Raw genomic sequence first — 21,665 nt, 5'->3', positions numbered from 1 at the left:
TGACATCCCTTGGCACTGCTCTTGCTCATAAGCACAGCAACGACAGTATGAAGAGTCGATTCAGCAGAGACCATACAGAGTTCACCCTACGAAGGAGGGGGAGAGGTAAAAGGGAATGTAGACGACGAACGCATCCATAGTGCATGGCGGAATTCCGCCAAGTGAGTTTCAATGGGCTCAATAACCAATACGATCTCAAATTGCATACCAGGAGAATGAAATGAAAAAAATGGTTTCCATTTTCGGCATCGGCGCAATGGTCATGGTGATTGGTGTAGGTTCCGGATTTGCACAGCCCCAGGCTGCAAGCACTCAGCCGGCCGTGAGCGCGGGAGCGGAGCAGTCCAGCCCGGGCGCAGGCACCGTAGCAGAAAAGGCCAAAGCCGGCGCTATGAAGGCTGTCGAAGGCGCCAAATCCCCGAGCCTGGGAACAGCCAAGCCGGCTGTGCCGGGTACTGAAGAGAAAGCCGCACCCGCAGCTGCCGACAAGGCCAAGACTCCTGACGTGAAGCCGGTCGAAGGCGTTAAAACCGAGGCGGCAGGAACAGCCAAGCCAGCTGTGCCGGGCACTGAGGAGAAAGCCACACCCGCAACTGCCGACAAGGCCAAGACGCCCGACGTGAAGCCGATCGAAGGCGCACAAACCGAGGCGGCGGGAACAACCAAGCCGGCTGTACCGGGTACTGAGGAGAAAGCCGCACCCGCAGCTGCCGACAAGGCCAAGACTCCCGACGTGAAGCCGGTCGAAGGTGCCAAGCCCGATGTTACCAAGGCCGTGAAACCGAAGATCGATGAAATGAAGGACAAAGCCACCGCCCCTGTAAAACACAAGTAACGGTAATGAAGACAGCACCCTTTTGTGAAGGTCTGCGCGAAGGCACCGAGCACCTCATACTTGACATTTCCAGTAGGAAAGGTAGAATTCGCAACCACAAAAGGGAGTAGCCGGAAAGGGTAAAGTCACCAATACGGCACCCGTTATGCCTGGCTTTACCGTTGGTCCATACCAATTGGCGAGACTTTTGACATGAGTGATCGTGCTGAAAGTCTCGCTTTTTTTTGAGAGAACGAGAGACTTCGGCAGTATGTTTTTTCAACACTTCCATAGCCTGACGGGTTTCAGGAAAGAAAGGATGCCAGATGAAATGTCCAGTCTGTAGCGTGGATCTGATGATCACTGAAAGACAGGGAGTCGAAATCGACTATTGCCCGCAGTGCCGGGGTGTATGGCTTGACAGAGGTGAGCTTGACAAGATCATCGATAGAGCGGCCATCTATGAACCTCAGAACGTCGGAAGAGAACCGTTGGACAGGGGCGGCCCTCCAACACCACCCCCCTACCAGGAAGAACGGCATCGATCCTACGGCGGCTACCGGGAAGAGCGGCATAGACCGTATGGTGAGCCGAAACACAAAAAACGAAGATCGATTCTGGAAGACCTTTTTGACTTTGATTGAGCAACCCCCTGGAAAACCCCGATCGCGTACTTATCATGACTTCCAATGGAAATAATAAGGAGGATCTCTATGGTGCGTCGGATCATTCGAATCGGTCTGGGCAGTTTCTTCATCCTGCTGGGTCTGGCGGGTCTGGTACTTCCGATTCTTCAGGGGTGGCTTTTTCTGGGGCTGGGTGCCCTGGTACTCTCCCGCGATGTGCCTTTCTTTTCTCGGATCGTGCACGCCATAGCCACGCGATTCCCACGAGTGGGGCTGGCGGTGCAGCGTTTGAGTAAAACTCTCCCTGCCATGGGAAACTGAATGCGAGGGGAAAGCCACTGCGGCAGCCACAACTGATCGTTCCACGGGAAAATGTCAAGCATGATGCTTTGGGCTGTTTTATCCGGTTTTATTGTCGCTCCTGCAGCACCATGGCTCTGCCGCATCTCGGGAAAGCGAGGTGGGTGGCTCATGGCTTCACTCCCCGCACTCCTGACCCTGTACTTTGCCCAATACGTCCCGCGGACCGCCGCGGGGGAATGTTTCATCTTCAAGACCCCGTGGGCATCAGCGGCAGAAGTCAGCCTGAGCTTTTCCCTGGATGGACTGAGCGTGCTTTTCGCCCTGCTCATCAGCGGTATCGGGACACTGGTCTGCATCTATTCCGGCGATTACCTGAAAGATCACCCCCAACGCGGGCGTTTCTTCTGCACCCTCTTCCTCTTCATGGGTTCCATGCTGGGGGTTGTGCTGGCGGATCATGGCATCGTCCTCTTCGTCTTTTGGGAGCTCACCAGCATCAGCTCTTACCTGCTCATCGGCTTCGATCACAGGCGGGAAGCTGCCAGAAGCGCAGCCCTTCAGGCCCTGCTCGTGACCGGAGCCGGTGGACTGGCTCTCCTGGCGGGCTTGATCCTGCTGGGCCAGGCAGGAGGGAGCATGGAGCTCTCCACCCTCGTTCATCGAGGGGAGGCTGTTCGGTCTCATCCTCTCCATCTTGCCATATTCCTGCTCATCCTCGTCGGCGCCTTCACCAAATCAGCCCAGTTCCCATTTCACTTCTGGCTCCCCAATGCCATGGAAGCCCCAACACCGGTCAGTACCTATCTCCACTCGGCAACCATGGTCAAGGCGGGAATCTATTTGCTGGCGCGCCTTGCCCCCATCTGGGAGGGTGCTTCCATCTGGTCGCAGGTGCTCATACCGGTAGGAGGATTGACCCTGCTCACGGGCGCTGCCCTGGCCCTGGTGCAAACAGACTTGAAGCGTCTCCTCGCCTACACAACAGTCAGCGCTCTCGGCATCATGACGCTTCTCCTGGGCATAGGCAGCGTGAGCGCCCTGCAGGCGGCCACGGCCTTCCTTCTCGCTCACGCTCTCTACAAGGGCGCACTCTTCCTGGTGGTGGGCATTCTGGACCACGAGGCGGGAACGAGAGAGGTGACTGAACTGGGCGGTCTTGGGGGAGCCATGCCCGTCACGGCGTTGGCTGCCGCTTTGGCTGCGCTCTCCAGTGCGGGATTCCCTCCCTTTCTGGGTTTTCTGGCCAAAGAAGGGATGTACAGCGCCACCCTCCAGGCACCCGGGGCCTGGCTGCCCACCGGAATGGTCCTGCTGGCAAGTGTTTCCTTCGTGGCAGCGGCCGGCCTCGTCGGATTCAAGCCGTTCCTGGGACCCAAAATCACGGCCTCCCGCACGCCCCACGAAGCTTCCTTCAGCCTCTGGATTGGGCCTTTAACGGCAGGCATCCTTGGCCTGCTGCTGGGTTTGATGCCGGGGGCGGCTTCTGAATACCTCATCGGTCCCGCCCTTTCAGCGATTCATCCCGGTACCGTTTCCTCAACTCTGGCACTATGGCATGGTTTTGACATCAAGCTCCTTTTGAGCGGCACTGTGTTTCTCCTGGGAACAGCCGTGTACTTCCATTGGCCCCGAGTATGCCGCGGCTTGAATTTCTTGAATGCGTCGGGGGGCTTCGCTCCCAGCCGCTGGTATGCCTTCGGGCTGGAAGCCCTTCTCCGGGTGTCCCGCTTCCAGACGCGCATTCTGCAGAGCGGGCATCTGCATCTTTATCTGCTCATCGTCATTTTGACAACGATCGGCCTGGTGGGGGCTTCACTCCTGGATCACGATGTCCACGTCGGGCTTGGGAGATGGAAGGACATTCGCCCCCATGAGGCCATACTGGTCGCGGTAATCCTTGCAGCCACCGTCATGGTGGTGCGGTCCCCTTCCCGCCTGACGGCGGTTGTGGCCCTGGGAGTCGTCGGCTACGGTGTCGCCATGATATTCCTTCTTTTCAGCGCACCGGATCTGGCCATGACCCAGCTTTCCATCGAAACCCTTTCCGTCATCCTGCTGGTCCTGGTCATTTTTCGACTGCCGCGGTACAGCAGTTATTCCAACAAGCTGGAACGCATGCGGGACGCGGGCGTGGCTCTGACGGCCGGGGCGTTGATGACGGCTTTAATCCTGGCGGCTACCGCTCTTCAGAGAGAAGCCCGCCTGGTGGACTTTTTTGCAAAAAATACGCTTGAACTGGCTCAGGGACGCAACGTGGTGAACGTCATCCTGGTGGATTTCCGGGGGGTTGATACACTCGGTGAGATCACGGTTCTTTCGGTAGCCGCCATTGGCGTCTATGCTCTGCTCAAACTGAAAGATATCCGTACAAACGACACGACACCGCGTAATGACTGAACATCCACCCTTGTCCCTGCAATCCGGGGCATTCTGGAGGAGATCCCTCATGTCCACTCTCATCTTGTCCACGGCGACACGTTACTTGATGCCGCTGCTCCTGCTGCTGTCGGTGCATCTCCTCCTGAGAGGACACAACGAGCCCGGAGGCGGCTTCGTGGGAGGCCTCGTGGCTTCCGCCGCCTTCGCCCTTTACACCATCGCCCACGGAGTGGATCAGGCAAAACGAATGCTGCGGGTGGATTCCAAAACCCTTATTGGAATGGGACTGTTCCTGGCGCTGGCATCAGGAACCTTTTCTCTCTTCGCCGGTGATCCTTTCATGACGGGGCTCTGGATGAAGGAAAAGCTGCCCACCATCGGAAAAGTAGGCACTCCTGTCCTTTTCGACGCTGGAGTCTACTGCGTGGTGGTGGGGGTCACTCTGACGATTCTTTTTGCACTGGCGGAGGACTGAAGTGGAAGTGGTGCTGGCTTTCGTCGTTGGGGGACTCTACGCAGCGGGACTGTATCTCATGATGCGGAGAAGCATCGTCAAGATCATCCTGGGGCTGGCCCTCCTCGGGCATGCAGCAAATCTGCTGCTCTTCACCATGGGGCGGCTCACACGGGGGCATCCTCCCGTCCTCCACGAGGGCGACACTCAGCTCCTGCATCCCTTCGCCGACCCGATTCCCGAAGCATTGATCCTTACGGCCATCGTCATTGGCTTCGGCATCCAGGCCTTTGCCACCGCACTGATTCGGCGCTCCCATGAAATGATGCAAACCGATGACTTGGACAAAATGCGAGCCAGCGACTCCTCTGACTGAACAATTGCTCAAAACCGCAACCCCACTATGGAATTCCATCGGATGAGCCAGATACTCCTCCTGCCCATTTTGATTCCCCTCCTGACGGCCATTCTCTCGCTCCTGGCATGGCGCCGCCCTGCCCTCCAGCGACTGCTGAGCCTGGCCGGCGCCGCCGCCCTGCTGTTCGCGGGACTGGGCCTCTTCACACATGTTTGGAAGGAAGGCATTCAGGCGGTCCAGGTGGGCAACTGGCCCGCCCCCTTCGGCATCACGCTGGCCGCCGATTTACTCAGCGCGTCCATGGTCGTCCTGACGGGCCTGGCCGGGCTTGCGACGGCGGTCTATTCCCTCGCCGGTATGGACAGGCAGCGAGAAAGCTTCGGATATTATCCTCTGCTGCATGTGCTGCTCATGGGCGTCAGCGGGTCATTCCTGACGGGCGACATCTTCAACCTGTATGTATGGTTCGAAGTACTGCTCATCGCCTCTTTCGTGCTCCTCGGCCTGGGCAGCGAAAAGACTCAACTGGAGGGAACCCTCAAATATGTCACCCTGAACCTCATTTCTTCGGCGCTCTTTCTCGCTGCCATCGGCATGCTCTACGGCGTCGTCGGGACGTTGAACCTGGCGGACTTAGCTCTCCAGATGCAATCGGCCCGGCAGCCGGCCCTGATCTTCACCCTCAGCATGCTTTTCCTCATCGCTTTCGGCATCAAGGCGGCCATTTTTCCGCTCTTCTTCTGGCTCCCGGCTTCTTATCACACTCCTCCGGCCGCTGTTTCAGCCATCTTTGCAGGGCTCCTCACGAAGGTGGGAGTCTACGCTCTCATTCGGGTCTTTTCCCTCATGTTCGCCCAGGATATGGAGCGCATACGCCCTGTCCTCCTCACTCTGGCAGCCCTCACCCTCCTGACGGGCATCCTGGGAGCTCTGGTTCAGAAGGATTTTCGCAGGATACTCTCCTTCAACCTCGTCAGCCATATCGGCTACCTGATCATGGGGCTCGGGCTCATGACCCCCCTTGCCCTTGCGGGCACCATCTTCTACATGTTCCATGACGTCATCGCCAAGACCAACCTGTTCCTGTTCAGCGGAGTCATCCACCGCATGCGAAACACGTACAGAATCACTCGCCTGGGCGGCTTCTATGCTTCGCACCCCGGCCTTTCCATCCTTTTCCTCATCCCTGCCCTTTCCCTGGCGGGAGTCCCCCCCCTCTCGGGCTTCTGGGGAAAGCTGGTCCTGGTTCAGGCCGGTCTGGAGGAAGGCCAATACCTTCTCGTCGCCGTTGCACTGGGAGTGGGACTCTTGACTCTCCTTTCCATGGGACAAATCTGGGCCGAGGTCTTTTGGAAGGATGCCCCCATTGCATCGGAATCGGAGTCTGCCGGCGCGAAAGTCCTGGAGCCCGGTCCCTGGCTTCTCTTCCTCATCCCCATGGGAGCACTGGCCCTTCTGACCTGCCTCATGGGTCTTTTTCCTCAGCCTGTTCTCAAGCTGGCGACGCAGGCCGCCGGACAGTTGATCTATCCCGAAGCCTACATCCGCACGGTATTGGGGGGCCGGCCATGAAGACCTTTCTATCCAATATTCTCCTGACCTTCTGCTGGATGGTCGTGACAGGACTGTTCGAGCTCTCCAACTTCCTGTTCGGCTTCCTCCTCTCTTACGGCATCCTGAGGCTCTTTTTCGGGATTGAAAAGTCCGAGAGCTACTTCTCTAAACTCAATCAATCTATTGGATTCATTTCATTTTTTCTGTGGGAGCTCTTCAAGGCGAATTTGAGGGTCGCCCATGATGTTCTGACACCCCGCCATCGTATGAAACCGGGGGTCATCGACGTTCCCCTGGATGTGGAAACAGACGCGGAAATCACCCTGCTCGCAAATCTCATTACTCTCACACCCGGTACTTTGAGCCTGGACGTTTCCACGGACCGCAAAGTCCTCTACATTCATTCCATGTACATAGACGATGTGGAGGGGTTCAGGCGTGACGTCAAGGATGGCTTCGAACGCCGCGTGAAGGAGTTGCTCCGATGAGCCTGCATGAATTGATTTTTTACTCGGTTGTCGCCGTCCTCACCCTCTCCATCCTGCTGGCTTTCATTCGCCTGATGAAGGGGCCAAGCCTGCCGGACCGCGTGGTGGCACTGGAGGCCATTTCCACCATGGGGATCGGAGTGATCGCCGTTTACACCGTCACCACGGGAGAAGGGGTATTCCTGGATGTCGCCATGATTCTGGCCCTGGTTTCCTTCCTGGGGACGGTGGCTCTGGCCTATTACATACAAAAGCCTGCCTCGTCGGAAGAAGGGGACTGAATATGAGCGAAATCATCTCCACCGTGCTCATGGGAGTGGGCGCACTCTTCATGGGACTGGCGGGAATCGGTATTTTGAGGATGCCGGACCTTTTCATGCGCATGTCCTGCAGCACCAAATCTTCCACCCTCGGTGTCGGATTCCTGATGCTGGCAGTCTGTTTTCGGTTCCCTCACCTGAGCATCATCAGTCGGGCGGCGGCGATCGTCGTCTTCGTTTTTCTGACGGCCCCCATAGCCGCGCATATGATTGGGCGGGCGGCTTACATCTCGGGCGTTCCCCTGTGGAGCAAATCCGTCATAGACCAGCTCTGCAACCGGTATGACCGCTGCACCCTTCACCTGGAGAGTTATGCTCTGTCCGAGCCGACTTCCCCGGCATCTGAAGAAGAGGCAAGCCATCAGGATCCCGCAGTTCCCGGGTGAGCTCAAAAGAACGCACCGGCGCACACCACGGCAAGCATGGCCAGAGGATAATAACTGGCGCGATTGAAAAGAGCGGAAGCCTGCCGTGCCGACCTGCCTTTATAAAGCCCGTATGCGGGCACCAGAAGCAATGAGACCCCACACAGCAACGCCCCCAAAAGATAAATGGGGCTGAGGTCCGCGGGGGTCACCCAGTAAAGCAACAGGCTCAAGGCAATGGCGAGGGCCAGGGAACAGAGAATGATCTGCAGCATCCCCTCTATGCCGAAGCGCATGGGAACGGTTTCGGCTTGCAGGTTGCTGTCCTCCTTCAAATCGCTCCAGTCGTTGGGCACGTTCTGGCCCCCGATTTCCCAGAAAAACAGCCAGAGGAAGAGACAAATCATAAAGAATGGTGAGGGATCGGGGGTAACGGCGAAAACGGCGGCCATGGCCCCGGCCGTTTTGACGGCTCCACTCACCAGGACACGCAGATAACTCACCTGAAGCAGGAGACAGTAAACGGCCTCGGCAAGGCAGGCCGCGGCAAAAACAGCAGCACACGTGGGGTTGAGGGCATAGGCACCCAGCAATGCCACGGCCCCCCAGCCTGCGGTCCAGAGGATGCCCTCCCTCAGACTCAGCAGGCCCTGCGCCAGAGGATGGCGTGCATACACCGCATCCAGGTCGTTGGCCGCATGCAGGAGTCCGGTCTCCCGGATTTTCTCTCGATCCACCCTGTAGTCCACAACATCATTCAACGCATACACCGCCGTATAGCCGGCAAAAGCCGTCAGAATCCCCAACAGCAGAACGGGCAGGGAAGGCATTTTCCCCAGCCAGAGCATGGCGGCCAGGCCTGGGGTGGCCATATCGATCAGCCCATGGGGTGTTCTGGAGAGAGCCATGAAGAGCTTGAGGCGTGAGAGTCCCGGGTGTGTGGCGTTGTTCGCGCTGGATGTCCTGGTCAACGAAATGTCCTCCCTCGTCTAAAGATGTTTGGCTGCATTCAGAGCTCAAGTCCGGCTATTTGCCGACGTGCATTTCCCGAAACAGCGCCTCCAGCTGCTCCTCGGGCAGAATCTTTTCCTCCAGGACGATCTCTCGAACCGTCTTCCCCCTCCGGTAAGCCTCCAGGGCGATCTTGGACGATCGATCATAGCCCAGGATGGGAGTCAGGTAGGTGGCGAGGGCCAGGCTTTGTTTAATATTTGCAGCACATTTTTCACGATTGGCCGTAATGCCTGCAACACAGCGATCGGCAAAGAGGCCCGCTGCGGCCGTCAAGATATCGATGGACTGCAAAAGATTATGGGCAATGAGAGGCAGCATGGTATTGAGTTCGAAGACTCCCCCTTGAGCTCCCATGCCGATGGCGACATCGTTTCCCATCACCTGGGCCGCAACCTGGATGACGACTTCCGGAATGACGGGATTGATCTTTCCCGGCATGATGGAGGAGCCGGGCTGAAGGGAAGGAAGGTTGATTTCCCCCAGGCCGCATCTCGGACCGGAGGCCAGCCAGCGCAGATCGTTGGCGATTTTCGACAGGCTGAGGGCAACGGTCTTCAAGGCCCCGCCGGCCTCGGATGCGGCGTCTTGAGCAGCCTGAGCTTCAAAGTGATCGACCGCCTCGCGAAAAGAGCAGCCCGTTTCCTCGGAAAGCAGGGCAATGACACGGGGGGCGAATTCCGGATGCGTGTTCAGGCCGTTTCCCACGGCGGTACCGCCCAGGGCCAGCTCAGCCAGGGAGTCTTCCGTTCGCCGAATTCGCTCCATCGCCAGCTCCACCTGCCGGGCATATCCCCCGAATTCCTGCCCCAAAGTGATGGGCACCGCATCCTGCAGGTGCGTTCTGCCGATCTTCCAGATGTCGGAAAAAGCCTCCGCTTTCTGCGCCAGCTCCCGGTGCAGGCGTTCGAGGGAGGGAATCAACTGCTGTTTCATGGACAGAAGGGCTGCCACGTGGAGGGCGGTGGGAATGACGTCGTTGCTGGATTGCCCCAGGTTCACATGGTCATTGGGATGCACGGGGGATTTTCCTCCACGCTTTCCCGTGAGCATCTCATTGGCACGTCCGGCAATGACTTCATTGGCATTCATATTGGTGGACGTTCCCGAGCCCGTTTGAAACACGTCCAGGACAAACTGGTCATCCAGCCTTCCGTCCACCACTTCCAGAGCCGCGTGGACAATGGCATCCGCCAGTTCCGCGTCCAGGAGCTCCAGCTCCCGGTTCACCCCGGCCGCACATTTTTTGACCCGTCCCAGGGCGCGGAGGAACGCACGGGGAAACCTCAGACCGCTGACGGGGAAATTGTCCACCGCCCGCTGGGTCTGGGCTCCGTAATAGGCCTCTTGAGGCACCTGCACGCTTCCCAAAGCATCTTGTTCCGTTCGGTAATGCATGGGCAGTCTCCAACTGTTTGAAATTCATTAATGCGAGCTCTCGGGAAAGGTTTTTTCGATTTCTCCTTTCATGATATTGATGGACTTGGTCACGGGAATGCTCTTGGGACAGACCCGGGTGCATTCGAAGTAATTCTTGCACGACCACACCCCATCGGCGAAATCCACAGCTTTGAGGCGCTCGCGAAAAGCGTCGTCCCTGGAATCGTGGATGAATCGATAGGCCCACATGAGGACGGCAGGCCCGACATATTTCGGATTCTCATCCATGGCCGGGCAGGCTGCCGTGCAGCACGCGCAGAGGATGCACCGGATGACATGGTCAACTTTCTTCCGATCCTCGGGACTCTGCAGCCTCTCTTTTTCCAACGCCGGTCCCGTGCTGATGAGATGCGGCTGAAACCTCTTGATCCCCTCCAGAAAACCGTCCATATCCACAATGAGATCCTTGAGGACTTTGAAGTGAGGCAGAGGCTCTATCAGGATTTCGGACCCCTCGTACTCGCGGACGAGCTTCTGGCATGCCAGACCACAGACACCGTTGATGCGCATGCCGTCGGACCCGCAGACACCGTGACCACAGGACATGCGATAGCCGAGCGTCCCATCCTGCTCCCACTTGATCCTGTTGAGGCAATCCAGAATGCGATGGCCGGGTTCGGCTGAAACCACATAAGACTGGAAACGAGGCTCCTGGTCCACTTGGGGATCAAACCGGAATATTTTGAATTTCACTTCCATATCAATAGGTCCTCGGCTTGGGTTGAAAGCGGGTGATATGGACGGGCTTGTAGAAAACCCGCACCTCGCCATCGGTCTTTTGAATCAAGGTGTGCTTGAGCCATTCCTCGTCATTCCTTTCGGGATAATCATCCCTGGAATGGGCTCCACGGCTCTCTTTCCGGTTGAGTGCCGAAACGGTGATGGCCTCTGCGAGCCCGAGGAGCGCTTCCAGCTCCAGGGCGTCCAGGAGATCCGTGTTGAACCGGGCACCCCGATTGTCGATGACGACTTTTCCATAGCGCTCTTCCAGGGAACGAATCTCCGAGAGGGCCTGGACCAGGGTTTCCTCGTGGCGGAAGACAGAGCATCGCAGCGTCATGGTTTCCTGGAGACGGCTGCGGAGATGCGCCGCCTTCTCACCGGCCTTTCTTTCCTTGATCTTTCGGATTCTCTCCAGAGCCGGCCTCTCGGGATTCCGGGGCAGTTCCTGCCAGGGCAATCCGGCCAAATCCCGCCCAATCTGCAGGCCCGTTCTGCGTCCAAACACCACCAGATCCAGGAGGGAGTTGCAGCCCAGGCGATTGGCCCCGTGGAGCGAGAGGCAGGAGCATTCTCCCGCCGCATACAGGCCGGGCACCACCTCCTGACTCCCGCCGAGCACATGCCCGTCCACGTTGCAGGGAATTCCCCCCATCATATAATGGCAGGTGGGCTGTATGGGAATGAGCTCTTTGGCTGGATCGATCCCCAGGTAGATCTTCACGAAGGAGGTGATGTCCGAAAGCCTTTCAGCCAGCTTTTGCTCACCCAGGTGCGTCAGGTCCAGATGGACATAGTCCTTGCCGCCGATCCCCCTGCCCTCGAGAATCTCCGTCCGGATGGCCCTCGACACCATGTCCCGCGGTGCCAGGTCCTTGATGGTGGGAGCATAACGCTCCATGAAGCGCTCACCGCTCCCATTGCGCAGGATTCCCCCTTCCCCCCTGGCCGCCTCACTCAGGAGAACGCCCATGCCGTATATGCCCGTGGGATGAAACTGCACAAACTCCATGTCTTCGAGAGGAATGCCGGCACGGTAGGGGATATAGACCCCCTCCCCCGTATTGGCGAAAGCGTTGGAAGTTGTCTTGTAGACTTTTCCGTAGCCGCCTGTCGCCAGCATGACCACCCGGCTGTGAAAGACGTGCACGTCCCCCGTCGCCAGTTCATACGCCACCAGGCCCGCCACCTGGCCATCTTTGAAGATCAGATCCAGCATCTGGAGCTCGGGGTAGACCTTTATCCCTTTGCGCTCCGCCTGAAAATAGAGGGTATCCATCATGACCCGTCCAGTACGGTCGGCGGCGTAGCAGGCCCTCTTGACAGGCGCCTTGCCGAAGTCTCTCGTGTGCCCTCCAAAGGCCCTTTGAGCGATCTTCCCGTCCGGTGTACGGTTGAAGGGAACCCCCAGATGCTCCAGCTCATAAACGGCCCGCGGCGCATCCGTGGCGAGGATTTCGGCCACATGTTGATCCGTGAGGTAGTCTCCCCCTTTGACCGTGTCGTACATGTGCCATTCCCAGGAGTCGGGCTCTTCGTTGCCGAGGGCTGCGGCGATTCCCCCCTGGGCGGCACCGGAATGGGATCGCGTGGGGTACACCTTGCTGATGAGAGCCACATCCACATTCCCGGCCACCTCCAGGGCCGCCCGCAAACCTGCGAGGCCCGCCCCCACAATCACGACATCATGCTTGAACACCATCCTTCATTCCTCCTCTGCTCCCCCAAAAGGGGACTTCAAAACCTCCCGGACCAGATGATGACTTTCGTTGCGATGGACTAACGTTCCGCCAGAGGCTTGAACTCGCACCCGATGGGACCGCAGTAATCTCCCACGTATTCCGCCTGAGGCCTGTAAAGCGCCGGTTTTCCCTGGGCTTCGCCGAATTTTTCTTCGATGATGTGCGCACACCAGCCCGAAATCCTCGAAATGGCAAAAACGGGGGTCATGATGTCCACGGGTATGCCCATCATGGCGTAGACGGACCCGCTGTAAAAATCGACATTGATCTTGATGCCCATCTTCCCCCGGCTCTCGAAGGCTTTGATGCCCTCGTCCTCGATGCGGGTGAGGAGATCGTACCAGTGCTTATGACCGGTTTTGCCTCCAAGACGTAGAGACATTTCCTTCAGAATGGTGGCCCGTGGATCATAGGTTTTATAGACGGCATGCCCCATACCCATGATTTTTTCACCGCGATCGATACGGCTTTGAACCCAGTTCCCCACCTCGTCCACGGACTTGACTTCCGCCTCCACCTGGCTGAGCATCTCCATGACCCGGGCATTGGCCCCGCCGTGCAGACTTCCCGAGAGGGCTCCCACCCCCGCCGCCACCCCGGCATACATGTGGGCCTGGGTGGAAACCACCTCACGGCAGGCAAAGGTAGATGCATTGAAGGTATGATCGGCGTGCAGGATGAGGCAGATGTCGAAATCGCGCGCCGTGCCTGCGTCGGGCTTCTGTCCCGTGAGCTGCCACAGAAAATTGGCTGCATGCGACAGGCTGTCGTCGGAAGGCAGGGGTTCCAGGCCCTGGCGTATCCTGTGCCAGGCGGCCACCGCCACGGGCAGCCGGGAAATGAGGCGCATGGCTTTGCGCACATTGGCTTCCCTGGACTCATCCAGCAGGTCGGGATCGCTCACAGCCAGGAGTGCCACCGAAGCCTGCAGCACGTCCATGGGGTCCGCCGTTGGAGGCAATCGTTTCAAAGCATCCAGGAGGTACTCAGGCAGCCGCCGAGCCGCAAGGAGCTCCTTTTCAAATTGCTCCAGGGCCGCTTTTCCAGGCAGAGAGCCGTTCAAAAGGAGATAAGCGGTCTCGGGAAAAGTGGACCGCTCCGCCAGTTCCTCGATGCGGAATCCGCGGTAAATCAAAATTCCGTTTTCCCCATCGATATAGCTTATTTTCGTATCCGCTACGGTAACGCCTCTCAAGCCGATATTCTTCGCACGAATTTCCTTTTCCATATCTCACCTCCCGTGAGGGTTCATGGTGACATTGAGCCTTCGACGGCGCCATCGCTCAGGATGAGCCCGCTCCGGCCTGGAGCTGCTGCTTCACAAAATTGAGGGCACCACCTTCCAGCAGATGCCTACGCTGGCGTTCGGAGACCTGCAGAATCGTCACGACAGTCCGACCATCCACTTCCACTGGAATTTCAACACTTCCCCTCTCAATATGGCTCCTCACATCTGTAAAAACCACTTTGGCCCCTTCCCGGAAAAGATCGTAATGGGACGGGTCCTTGAAAATGAGGGGAAGGATTCCGAAATTGCAGAGATTGGCTTTATGAATCCGGGCAAAGCTCAGAGCGATTTTAGCACGCACCCCCAGGGAGCGTGGAGCCAGCGCTGCATGCTCCCGGCTCGAGCCCTGCCCGTAGTTCTCTCCTCCCACAACGACCGCCGCCCCCACCGCCTTGCACTTGCTGTAGAATTCAGGATCGATCTGAGCATAAACAAACCTGCTGATGGCCTCGATGTTGGATCTCAACGGAAGGACCTGGTTTCCGGCAGGCATGATGGTGTCGGTGGAGACATTATCGCCGACCCTGAGGACGACCTCCGCGCGGAGGGTCTCCGGCAGAGGGTCCATGAGAGGAAGAGGCCGAATATTGGGGCCCCGAACCACTTCGGTGCCTCTCAAATCCTCCGACGGCGGAATGATGGAGGAAGCATCGATCCGGTACTTTTCCGGGTCCCTGATGCGGGGGTAATCCATCTCCTTCCCCAGTTCCCTCGGATCGGTGATCACCCCCTTGAGGGCTGCAGCCGCGATGGTTTCCGGAGAGCAGAGGTAGACCTTATCGTCTTTTGTACCCGAGCGTCCCGGAAAGTTCCGGGGCATGGTGCGAAGGCTGACTTCTCCCGTGCCGGGAGCCTGGCCCATGCCGATGCAGCCCAGGCAGCCGGGTTCATGGATGCGAGCTCCCGCATGGAGCAGGGAAATGACCCCACCCTGGGCGGCAACATTTCCCAGAACCTGCCGGCTCCCGGGATTCACGTGAAAAGAGGTGTAGGGATGAGCGTGTCGCCCTTCGACGATTTTCGCCACCACCATGAGGTCGCGAAAAGAGGAGTTGACGCTGCTCCCGACAATCACCTGATCCACTTTGGTCCCGGCCACATCCTTGACGGTCACCACGTTTCCCGGAGAGGAAGGACACGCAATGAGGGGTTCCAGGGCCGAAAGATCGATGCTGTCATTTTCATCATATTCCGCGCCTTCATCCGCACTCAGCTCCACCCACTGATCACCCCTGCCCTGTGCCTGGAGGTACGCCCGGGTATTTTCATCCGAAGGGAAGATCGAGGTGGTGGCTCCCAGTTCCGTTCCCATATTCCCGATGGTTTCCCGGTCCGTGGCCGACAGGCTTTTTACTCCCGGCCCATGGTATTCCACGATCTTGCCCACGCATCCCTTGACGTTATAGCGCCTGAGCATTTCGAGGATAACGTCCTTGGCGCTTACCCAGTCGGGAAGCGCTCCCGTCAGCCGCACGCCCAGGACTACGGGGCATGGAAGGTAGTAGGGATATCCGGCCATGGCGAGAGCCACGTCCAGTCCCCCCGCACCGATGCCGAGCATGGAAACGCCTGCTGCCCCCGGCGTGTGGCTGTCGGCTCCCAGCAAGGTCTTCCCCGGCCGTCCGAAACGTTCCATGTGCACCTGGTGGGAAACACCGTTTCCGGGAGGGCTGAAGTGAAGGCCGTAGCGCGCGGCGGCCGTCTGGAGATACTTGTGATCGTCGGCGTTCTTATTGTCCGTTTGCAGGATATTGTGGTCCACATACTGCACGGCGATCTCGGCACGAACGGAATCGATGCCAAGGGCTTCGAACTCCAGCATGGCCATGGTCCCTGTCGCATCCTGCAGGAGGACATGATCGATCTTCAGGGCGATTTCTTCACCGGGGACCAACCGCCCCTCCAGAAGATGCGCTTCCAGGATCTTGTGCGTAAGATTTTTTGCCACCGTTTCCTCCCTCTGATTTCCTGATTTTCCATGAGAATGCATTGCGACGGAAAAAGGGGAATGACTGTCGTGTCGCGTCGTCTGGTTATTTTTGAAGATACTTCGACTCGGGAGAGTGGTCAATGATCAGGTTGTTGGAGCCAAATTGGAGATGGAGGAAATACGGCAAAAAATCGAGCTATTCGGGATGCGACAGGAAAGGTTCCTGGGGGAGCTGAGAGGCTGTCCAAAAATTCATATGCTCGGGAGTCAAACCTGCTTCGTTTCCCCCCTCGATGGAGGCCAATGCTGTTGATTTAACATCACCCCGGTGAAAACCGGGGTCCAGAAAGTCTTTATTTTCCTGGATTCCGGCTTTCGCCGGAATGACGAACGTTGGTTAAGTCTACAACATTGTCGAGGGGGGCAGGGGGATGTTTCTTGGGTTTGCCAAATCCTGCCCCCCTGCTCCCCTCAAGGGGGCACATTTTTAGACAGCCTCTAAGGGAAGCGATTCTATTTCACTTTATCACTCAGGCTCTTGCCGGGTTTGAACTTTACAACCTTGGAGGCGGGAATACTGATCTTTTCTCCGGTTCGTGGATTCCTCCCTTCACGTGCGGTGCGTTCACCGACACTGAAGGTTCCAAAGCCCACCAACGTCACTTTATCCCCATTGGTCAAAGCTTCGGCAATTGCACCGACCATAGCATCCACGGCCTTTTCGGCCTGAACCTTCGTGATTCCCCCGTCCCCAGCCACTTTAGATACCAATTCAGCCTTCGTCATACTCTTTCCTCCTCATGTCACTGATTTCCAGATCAAGAATACACGATACTCCTCCAAGCCCCTGGATTCCCACCCCCTTTCGACATCGAAAATGAGCCCCTTCCAGAACATGTTGAACCCATCAACTCTCCAAAACAAACTGCGTGAAGGTATCCACCCCTCAATTCCAGGCGGGTTTCCGACAGAGCGCCTCATAGCCCCAGAGAAAGGCCCGTCGTCAAACCACTGGATGTTCTGTCAGGATCAGTCTCGCTATTCACTTCATTCCAGGAAAAGCATGCCGGTCTTGCCAGCCCCACCGGCCTTGCATCAGATCGTTTGAGCAATGGGCCGTATTCTAAGTCCAAGCTCTGCTAAATACAACATTTTTTAATAGCCAAAAGCACATAGCCCATGTTCTGCTCCACTTTTTGAAGGGAGCTCTCCGGGGAGCCGCCTCTCACCAGGCCCACCAAGTCCCATGCCTGTGATGGCATTTCCTGTGCATAATTTTATATGTACTTGTAATTATTATTCATATTTTCAAGAGATCGGCCCAGCCCAGCCGACGAACATTGACTTTGAAAAGGCATCTGCTATACTCCTTTCGGTCTTAAAGTGGATAGTATTCATGCACGTTGACCTCCAAAAAAGTCATTCCTGACAGAAGGGGCATAGAGCTTGCGTCAGCCAAAGTTTATTTTTATCACCGGTGGAGTGCTTTCATCCCTGGGGAAAGGACTCGCGGCCGCATCCATTGCAGCACTCATGGAGAGCCGCGGCCTTCGCGTGACGCTGCAGAAGCTGGATCCATACATCAACGTGGATCCCGGGACAATGAATCCTTTGCAGCATGGGGAAGTGTTCGTTACAGACGATGGTGCGGAGACGGACCTGGATCTGGGGCATTATGAACGGTTCACTCATGTGTGCATGTCCAAGAAGAACAACTTCACCTCCGGAAGCATCTACTATTCCGTCATCACCAAGGAACGGAGAGGCGATTACCTGGGGGGAACGGTCCAGGTCATTCCCCACATCACCGACGAGATCAAATCCTGCATCCGCGGAGCGGTGGACGATTTCGATCTCATGATCGTGGAAATCGGCGGCACGGTGGGCGACATCGAGAGCCTGCCTTTTCTGGAAGCCATCCGACAGTTCCGCAATGATGTGGGCAGGGAAAATGTTCTGTATATCCACGTGACCTTAGTGCCCTACATGAAAACATCCGGTGAAGTGAAGACCAAGCCGACGCAGCACAGTGTCAAGGAGCTCCGGGGCATTGGAATCCAACCCGATATCCTTCTTTGCCGCACGGAAAAGAACCTTTCCACCGATATCAAGGCCAAGCTGGCCCATTTCTGCAATGTGGAGCCCGACGGGGTCATCACGGCCATAGACGTGGAAAGCATTTACGAAGTCCCCATTCAGTTCCACCAGGAAGGACTGGACGAAAAGATACTCCGGCTCCTCAACATATGGACGCGAACCCCCGTTCTGGATCCGTGGGAACAACTGATCCACCGGTTGAAAGAGCCCGCCTACCAGGTGCGTATCGCCATAGTGGGAAAATACATCGACCTCACCGAATCCTACAAGAGTTTGAATGAAGCCCTCGTCCACGGGGGAGCGGCCCACAGCACCCGCGTTCTTCTGGACTACGTGGATTCCGAAAATGTCGAAAAGGAAGGCGGGGAAGCCCTCATCGAGGGGGCGGACGCCATTCTGATCCCGGGGGGGTTCGGTCAGCGCGGCGTTGAAGGGAAGATCAAGGCCATCACTTACGCCCGGGAGAACAGAGTCCCCTTCCTGGGGATTTGCCTTGGAATGCAGTTGGCCACCGTGGAATTCGCTCGGAACATCGCCGGCATGGAAAAGGCACACAGCATGGAATTCGACAAGCACACCCCCTATCCGGTGATTTACCTCATGCGGGAGTGGTTCGATTACAAAAACAATCAGACCATTCGCCGGGATGAAAATTCCGATTTCGGAGGCACCATGCGGCTGGGGGCTTATCCCTGCGTGCTGGAGCCACAAACCTTCGCTTCCCAAGCCTACCAGCAGCCGGAGATCTCTGAAAGGCACCGACACCGGTATGAATTCAACAACGAATTTCGTGACATCCTGGCCGGCCACGGCCTGCGCTTCAGCGGCCTGTCTCCCGACAGAAATCTCGTGGAGATCATAGAAATTCCCGACCATCCCTGGTTCCTGGGCTGCCAGTTCCACCCCGAGTTCAAATCCAGGCCCATGGAGCCTCATCCTCTCTTCAAGGCTTTTGTGGGAAAAGCTCTGGAAGAAGCCAGGAAGAAGCGTCCCGAGGATTTCCAGAAAGAGTGCATCTGTTAGACTTCCGGAGGAGCGCGTGGCAGGTTTTGAAGTGCTGGGGCAACCCATAGGAACTGAACGATTTTTCGTCATCGGCGGACCGTGTGTCATTGAGAATCGCGAGCAGGTCCTGAAGACGGCCCTTTTTCTGAAGGAGACCTGCAGGAAGCTGGAAATTCCCTGCATATTCAAGAGCAGCTACGACAAGGCCAACCGTACCTCTCTCCAATCCTACCGCGGCCCCGGCATCGAGGCAGGGCTGTCCATCCTGGCCGAGGTTCGCAAAGACCTGGGTATCCCCGTGCTGACGGATATTCACAGCCCTCCCGAGGCGGCTCGGGCTGGTGGAGTCGTGGACGTGCTGCAGGTACCGGCATTTCTGGCGCGCCAGACGGATCTCCTGCGGGCTGCAGGAGCAACGGGCAAACCCGTCAATATCAAAAAGGCCCAGTTTCTCGCTCCCTGGGACATGGCCCAGGTGGCGGAGAAAGTCCGCCGGACGGGAAACGAACGGATTGTCCTGACGGAACGAGGCAGTCAGTACGGCTATAACAACCTGGTGGTGGACATGCGAGCCATTCCCATCATGGCCGGCATGGGCTATCCGGTGGTTTTCGATGCCACCCACAGTGTTCAACTGCCCGGGGGGCAGGGCACGAGCTCGGGCGGGCAACGCGAGTTCGTCGCCCCTCTCGCGTGTGCGGCGGTAGCGGCCGGAGCCCACGGCGTCTTTCTCGAAATGCATGAAGACCCCGATCACGCCCTCTGCGACGGTCCCAATTCCCTGCAGCTGACTCAAGTTCCGGCCCTCCTGGAAAAACTGTTAAAAATCTACCACACGGTGCGGAGTGACGAGCCACCAGGATCGTTCCACCCCAGGGAGAAACCATGATTCCAGAGGATATGAGGGAAGAGCTTCAGGCGCGCATCCGCCCCATTCGCTTGCTGATTTTCGATGTGGACGGCGTTCTCACCGACGGGCGCATCATCATCCATGACGATGGATCCGAAACCAAAGCCTTCGATGTTCAGGACGGACACGGGATCAAGCTGCTCCAGCGGGCGGAAATCGAAGTGGCCCTGGTCACAGGGCGCCATTGCAGGGCCGTGGATCACCGAGCCCAGGGGCTGGGCATCACGCACGTCTACCAGGGCATCCATTACAAGGTGGAGGCTTACGAGAAGATCCTCTCCGAGACACACCTCAAGGACGAGGAGATAGGCTACGTCGGGGATGACCTCATCGACATCCCCGCCATGCGGCGAGTGGGATTTGCAGTGGCCGTGCCCAATGCATCTTCCCATGTCTTTCCTTTCGCACACTATGTCACGAAAGCGCCGGGAGGCCATGGAGCCGCCCGGGAGGTTTGCGAGCTGATCCTGCACGTTCAGGGGCGTTGGGAAAAAGTGACACAACGCTATTTTGCCTGAAGGACGCAAATGCAGCACCCTGCCCATAATCCTTCCATTTTTTCCAACCATACAGCGAAAAATACCCGGATTACACCTTTACAGGCACACCTGATGCATGTTACATAGGGAATAACATTGTAATTCACTAATTTAACTATATAAATTTTTCCAAATTGGGAAGGATGGGATGGTGCTTTCGCGTAAGATAGCCCAAGGACTGATACTGGCCCTCGCACTGGGCCTCACGGCAATGCTCGTGCTGGGCATTTGGCGGGGGAAAACCCAGCAGAAGGAGCAAGTGGCCCAGCAAGGCGAATCCACGGATGCCGCCATGAAGCTCTCCGACATGGAATACACCGAAATGCAGGAAGGCAGGCAGCTGTGGACGCTCAAGGCGACGGAAGCCCGTTATTTTCAAGACGAGCAAAAGACGGAGCTCTCAGCAGTGCATCTGACTCTTTACCTGGAAGACGGCGATCAGGTCCTGCTTGAAAGCAAAAAGGGCATCCTGTTTGCGGGAACCAAGAACATCGAGTTGTCGGACACCGTCCGGGCGACCCTCCCTCGGGGATACACACTGTCCACCGAGAAGGCTTTTTACGATCACCAGGTCAAGGCCATTCACTCGGACACCCTCCTGCATCTGAAGGGCCCGGACATCGACCTGCAAGGCAACCAGTGGCGATTCCAGATCCCCGAGCGCCAGGGCACGGTGGAAGGGCAGGTCCAGGCAACGGTAGTCTTGCTGCCACCCAACACTCAACCCAGTCAATGAGGCCATCATGAAGCGAAACCCCAGGACATCCAAAGGCTTTTCACTGATTCCACTCACCCTCTGCCTGTTTTTTTTGAGCGCGGCGATTCATCCTGCCCTTGCCGCTCCACCAAAGGCGGGCTCGCCCATACCGGGAGGCAAGGCCATCAAGAGTGACGCTCCCCTGCACATTGCCAGTGACCGCCTCGAGGTCAAGCAGAATGAAAAGACCATCTTTTTCGAGGGCCACGTCGTCGTGCAGCAGGAGGACCTGACCATCACGGGGAAGATCTTGAAAGTCTTCGCCGCAGCCTCGGCGGGTAAGGATAAGAACTCTGAATCCAGCATGATGGATAAAATCGATCGCATCGAGATCGAAGGGGACGTGAAAATTTCTCAACAGGATAAGGTCGCGACTGCCGATAAAGCAGTGTACTACCACGATGAACAGAAGATCGTCCTCACCGGCAATCCCGTGGTCTCCCAGGGGGCGGACAAGGTCCAGGGGCGCATGATCACTCTGTACATCGAGCAGGGTCGCAGCGTCGTGGAAGGCGGAGCCCAGACGCCCGTCCAGGCCGTTCTGCATCCGTCGCGGAAGGATTGA

General features: G+C 57.3%; 22 protein-coding genes. 15 read left to right on the top strand and 7 right to left on the bottom strand.

What is annotated here, in order from left to right; translation table 11 throughout:
* Positions 1-220: 220 nt before the first annotated feature.
* The 10 genes from MWC30_RS08575 (at position 221) to mnhG (ending at position 7,682) form a co-directional block, all read left to right on the top strand.
* Positions 221-835, top strand: coding sequence for a hypothetical protein (locus tag MWC30_RS08575; RefSeq protein ID WP_244083754.1), 615 nt, complete (start codon positions 221-223; stop codon positions 833-835).
* Between the two features lie 305 nt (positions 836-1,140).
* Positions 1,141-1,458, top strand: coding sequence for a zf-TFIIB domain-containing protein (locus tag MWC30_RS08570; RefSeq protein ID WP_244083753.1), 318 nt, complete (start codon positions 1,141-1,143; stop codon positions 1,456-1,458).
* A gap of 69 nt (positions 1,459-1,527) precedes the next feature.
* Positions 1,528-1,761, top strand: coding sequence for a hypothetical protein (locus MWC30_RS08565; protein ID WP_244083752.1), 234 nt, complete (start codon positions 1,528-1,530; stop codon positions 1,759-1,761).
* A 51-nt stretch (positions 1,762-1,812) separates the two neighbouring features.
* Positions 1,813-4,140 (top strand): putative monovalent cation/H+ antiporter subunit A, encoded by a 2,328-nt coding sequence (locus MWC30_RS08560; protein WP_306423195.1) that lies wholly within the window; start codon positions 1,813-1,815, stop codon positions 4,138-4,140.
* A gap of 49 nt (positions 4,141-4,189) precedes the next feature.
* Positions 4,190-4,597: a Na+/H+ antiporter subunit B gene (locus MWC30_RS08555; RefSeq protein WP_244083751.1), complete on the top strand. Its 408-nt coding sequence runs from the start codon at positions 4,190-4,192 to the stop codon at positions 4,595-4,597.
* A gap of 1 nt (position 4,598) precedes the next feature.
* Complete coding sequence (locus MWC30_RS08550; protein ID WP_244083750.1) at positions 4,599-4,952, top strand: Na+/H+ antiporter subunit C; 354 nt, start codon at positions 4,599-4,601, stop codon at positions 4,950-4,952.
* A 42-nt stretch (positions 4,953-4,994) separates the two neighbouring features.
* Complete coding sequence (locus MWC30_RS08545; RefSeq protein ID WP_244083749.1) at positions 4,995-6,506, top strand: Na+/H+ antiporter subunit D; 1,512 nt, start codon at positions 4,995-4,997, stop codon at positions 6,504-6,506.
* Positions 6,503-6,976, top strand: coding sequence for a Na+/H+ antiporter subunit E (locus MWC30_RS08540; RefSeq protein WP_244083748.1), 474 nt, complete (start codon positions 6,503-6,505; stop codon positions 6,974-6,976). The genes MWC30_RS08545 and MWC30_RS08540 overlap by 4 nt, the downstream gene beginning before the upstream one ends.
* The gene (locus MWC30_RS08535) at positions 6,973-7,257 is read left to right on the top strand and encodes a cation:proton antiporter (RefSeq protein WP_244083747.1); all 285 of its coding nucleotides are present in this window, start codon (positions 6,973-6,975) and stop codon (positions 7,255-7,257) included. Before MWC30_RS08540 ends, MWC30_RS08535 begins: the two co-directional genes overlap by 4 nt.
* A 2-nt stretch (positions 7,258-7,259) precedes the next feature.
* Complete coding sequence (gene mnhG / locus MWC30_RS08530; RefSeq protein WP_244083746.1) at positions 7,260-7,682, top strand: monovalent cation/H(+) antiporter subunit G; 423 nt, start codon at positions 7,260-7,262, stop codon at positions 7,680-7,682.
* 2 nt (positions 7,683-7,684) lie between these two features.
* On the opposite strand, the gene MWC30_RS08525 is transcribed toward mnhG, so the two are convergent.
* The 7 genes from MWC30_RS08525 to MWC30_RS08495 form a co-directional block, all read right to left on the bottom strand.
* The gene (locus MWC30_RS08525; protein WP_244083745.1) at positions 7,685-8,632 is read right to left on the bottom strand and encodes a UbiA family prenyltransferase; all 948 of its coding nucleotides are present in this window, start codon (positions 8,630-8,632) and stop codon (positions 7,685-7,687) included.
* A 55-nt stretch (positions 8,633-8,687) separates the two neighbouring features.
* Positions 8,688-10,070, bottom strand: coding sequence for an aspartate ammonia-lyase (locus MWC30_RS08520; RefSeq protein ID WP_244083744.1), 1,383 nt, complete (start codon positions 10,068-10,070; stop codon positions 8,688-8,690).
* Positions 10,071-10,097: 27 nt separating this feature from the next.
* A complete protein-coding gene (locus MWC30_RS08515; protein WP_244083743.1) occupies positions 10,098-10,811 on the bottom strand; it encodes a succinate dehydrogenase/fumarate reductase iron-sulfur subunit in 714 nt (237 codons plus the stop codon).
* Position 10,812: 1 nt separating this feature from the next.
* Positions 10,813-12,534, bottom strand: a complete 1,722-nt coding sequence (sdhA, locus tag MWC30_RS08510; protein WP_244083742.1) for a succinate dehydrogenase flavoprotein subunit — start codon at positions 12,532-12,534, stop codon at positions 10,813-10,815.
* Positions 12,535-12,611: 77 nt separating this feature from the next.
* Positions 12,612-13,802 (bottom strand): citrate synthase, encoded by a 1,191-nt coding sequence (locus MWC30_RS08505; protein ID WP_244083741.1) that lies wholly within the window; start codon positions 13,800-13,802, stop codon positions 12,612-12,614.
* Between the two features lie 55 nt (positions 13,803-13,857).
* The gene (locus MWC30_RS08500; protein WP_244083740.1) at positions 13,858-15,810 is read right to left on the bottom strand and encodes an aconitate hydratase; all 1,953 of its coding nucleotides are present in this window, start codon (positions 15,808-15,810) and stop codon (positions 13,858-13,860) included.
* Positions 15,811-16,305: 495 nt separating this feature from the next.
* Positions 16,306-16,578, bottom strand: a complete 273-nt coding sequence (locus tag MWC30_RS08495) for an HU family DNA-binding protein (protein ID WP_244083739.1) — start codon at positions 16,576-16,578, stop codon at positions 16,306-16,308.
* A 660-nt stretch (positions 16,579-17,238) separates the two neighbouring features.
* Between MWC30_RS08495 and MWC30_RS08490 the strand changes: the two genes are divergently transcribed.
* The 5 genes from MWC30_RS08490 (at position 17,239) to lptA (ending at position 21,665) form a co-directional block, all read left to right on the top strand.
* The gene (locus MWC30_RS08490) at positions 17,239-18,912 is read left to right on the top strand and encodes a CTP synthase (protein WP_244083738.1); all 1,674 of its coding nucleotides are present in this window, start codon (positions 17,239-17,241) and stop codon (positions 18,910-18,912) included.
* A gap of 16 nt (positions 18,913-18,928) precedes the next feature.
* Positions 18,929-19,783 carry a 3-deoxy-8-phosphooctulonate synthase gene (gene kdsA, locus MWC30_RS08485; RefSeq protein ID WP_244083737.1) on the top strand — a complete coding sequence of 285 codons (855 nt, stop codon included), beginning with the start codon at positions 18,929-18,931 and terminating at the stop codon, positions 19,781-19,783.
* A complete protein-coding gene (locus MWC30_RS08480; RefSeq protein ID WP_244083736.1) occupies positions 19,780-20,322 on the top strand; it encodes an HAD family hydrolase in 543 nt (180 codons plus the stop codon). The genes kdsA and MWC30_RS08480 overlap by 4 nt, the downstream gene beginning before the upstream one ends.
* Positions 20,323-20,491: 169 nt before the next feature.
* Positions 20,492-21,079: an LPS export ABC transporter periplasmic protein LptC gene (lptC, locus tag MWC30_RS08475; protein ID WP_244083735.1), complete on the top strand. Its 588-nt coding sequence runs from the start codon at positions 20,492-20,494 to the stop codon at positions 21,077-21,079.
* A 7-nt stretch (positions 21,080-21,086) separates the two neighbouring features.
* Entirely contained in the window at positions 21,087-21,665 is a 579-nt protein-coding gene (gene lptA / locus MWC30_RS08470; RefSeq protein WP_244083734.1) for a lipopolysaccharide transport periplasmic protein LptA, read from the top strand.

This window comes from Desulforhabdus sp. TSK (genome assembly GCF_022836495.1).
Lineage (GTDB): Bacteria > Desulfobacterota > Syntrophobacteria > Syntrophobacterales > Syntrophobacteraceae > Desulforhabdus.
Note: the sequence above shows the minus strand (reverse complement) of the source record. Positions and strands in the feature narration are given on the sequence as shown.

Bases quoted from the DNA above. Each gene is read 5' to 3' on its own strand.
- MWC30_RS08560 (WP_306423195.1), top strand. From the start codon at position 1,813: ATGTCAAGCATGATGCTTTGGGCTGTTTTATCCGGTTTTATTGTCGCT.
- MWC30_RS08565 (WP_244083752.1), top strand. From the start codon at position 1,528: ATGGTGCGTCGGATCATTCGAATCGGTCTGGGCAGTTTCTTCATCCTG.
- lptA (WP_244083734.1), top strand. From the start codon at position 21,087: ATGAAGCGAAACCCCAGGACATCCAAAGGCTTTTCACTGATTCCACTC.
- MWC30_RS08535 (WP_244083747.1), top strand. From the start codon at position 6,973: ATGAGCCTGCATGAATTGATTTTTTACTCGGTTGTCGCCGTCCTCACC.
- MWC30_RS08520 (WP_244083744.1), bottom strand. From the start codon at position 10,070: ATGCATTACCGAACGGAACAAGATGCTTTGGGAAGCGTGCAGGTGCCT.
- MWC30_RS08555 (WP_244083751.1), top strand. From the start codon at position 4,190: ATGTCCACTCTCATCTTGTCCACGGCGACACGTTACTTGATGCCGCTG.
- mnhG (WP_244083746.1), top strand. From the start codon at position 7,260: ATGAGCGAAATCATCTCCACCGTGCTCATGGGAGTGGGCGCACTCTTC.
- MWC30_RS08575 (WP_244083754.1), top strand. From the start codon at position 221: ATGAAAAAAATGGTTTCCATTTTCGGCATCGGCGCAATGGTCATGGTG.
- lptC (WP_244083735.1), top strand. From the start codon at position 20,492: ATGGTGCTTTCGCGTAAGATAGCCCAAGGACTGATACTGGCCCTCGCA.
- MWC30_RS08540 (WP_244083748.1), top strand. From the start codon at position 6,503: ATGAAGACCTTTCTATCCAATATTCTCCTGACCTTCTGCTGGATGGTC.
- MWC30_RS08505 (WP_244083741.1), bottom strand. From the start codon at position 13,802: ATGGAAAAGGAAATTCGTGCGAAGAATATCGGCTTGAGAGGCGTTACC.
- MWC30_RS08570 (WP_244083753.1), top strand. From the start codon at position 1,141: ATGAAATGTCCAGTCTGTAGCGTGGATCTGATGATCACTGAAAGACAG.
- MWC30_RS08495 (WP_244083739.1), bottom strand. From the start codon at position 16,578: ATGACGAAGGCTGAATTGGTATCTAAAGTGGCTGGGGACGGGGGAATC.
- sdhA (WP_244083742.1), bottom strand. From the start codon at position 12,534: ATGGTGTTCAAGCATGATGTCGTGATTGTGGGGGCGGGCCTCGCAGGT.
- MWC30_RS08545 (WP_244083749.1), top strand. From the start codon at position 4,995: ATGAGCCAGATACTCCTCCTGCCCATTTTGATTCCCCTCCTGACGGCC.
- MWC30_RS08515 (WP_244083743.1), bottom strand. From the start codon at position 10,811: ATGGAAGTGAAATTCAAAATATTCCGGTTTGATCCCCAAGTGGACCAG.
- MWC30_RS08480 (WP_244083736.1), top strand. From the start codon at position 19,780: ATGATTCCAGAGGATATGAGGGAAGAGCTTCAGGCGCGCATCCGCCCC.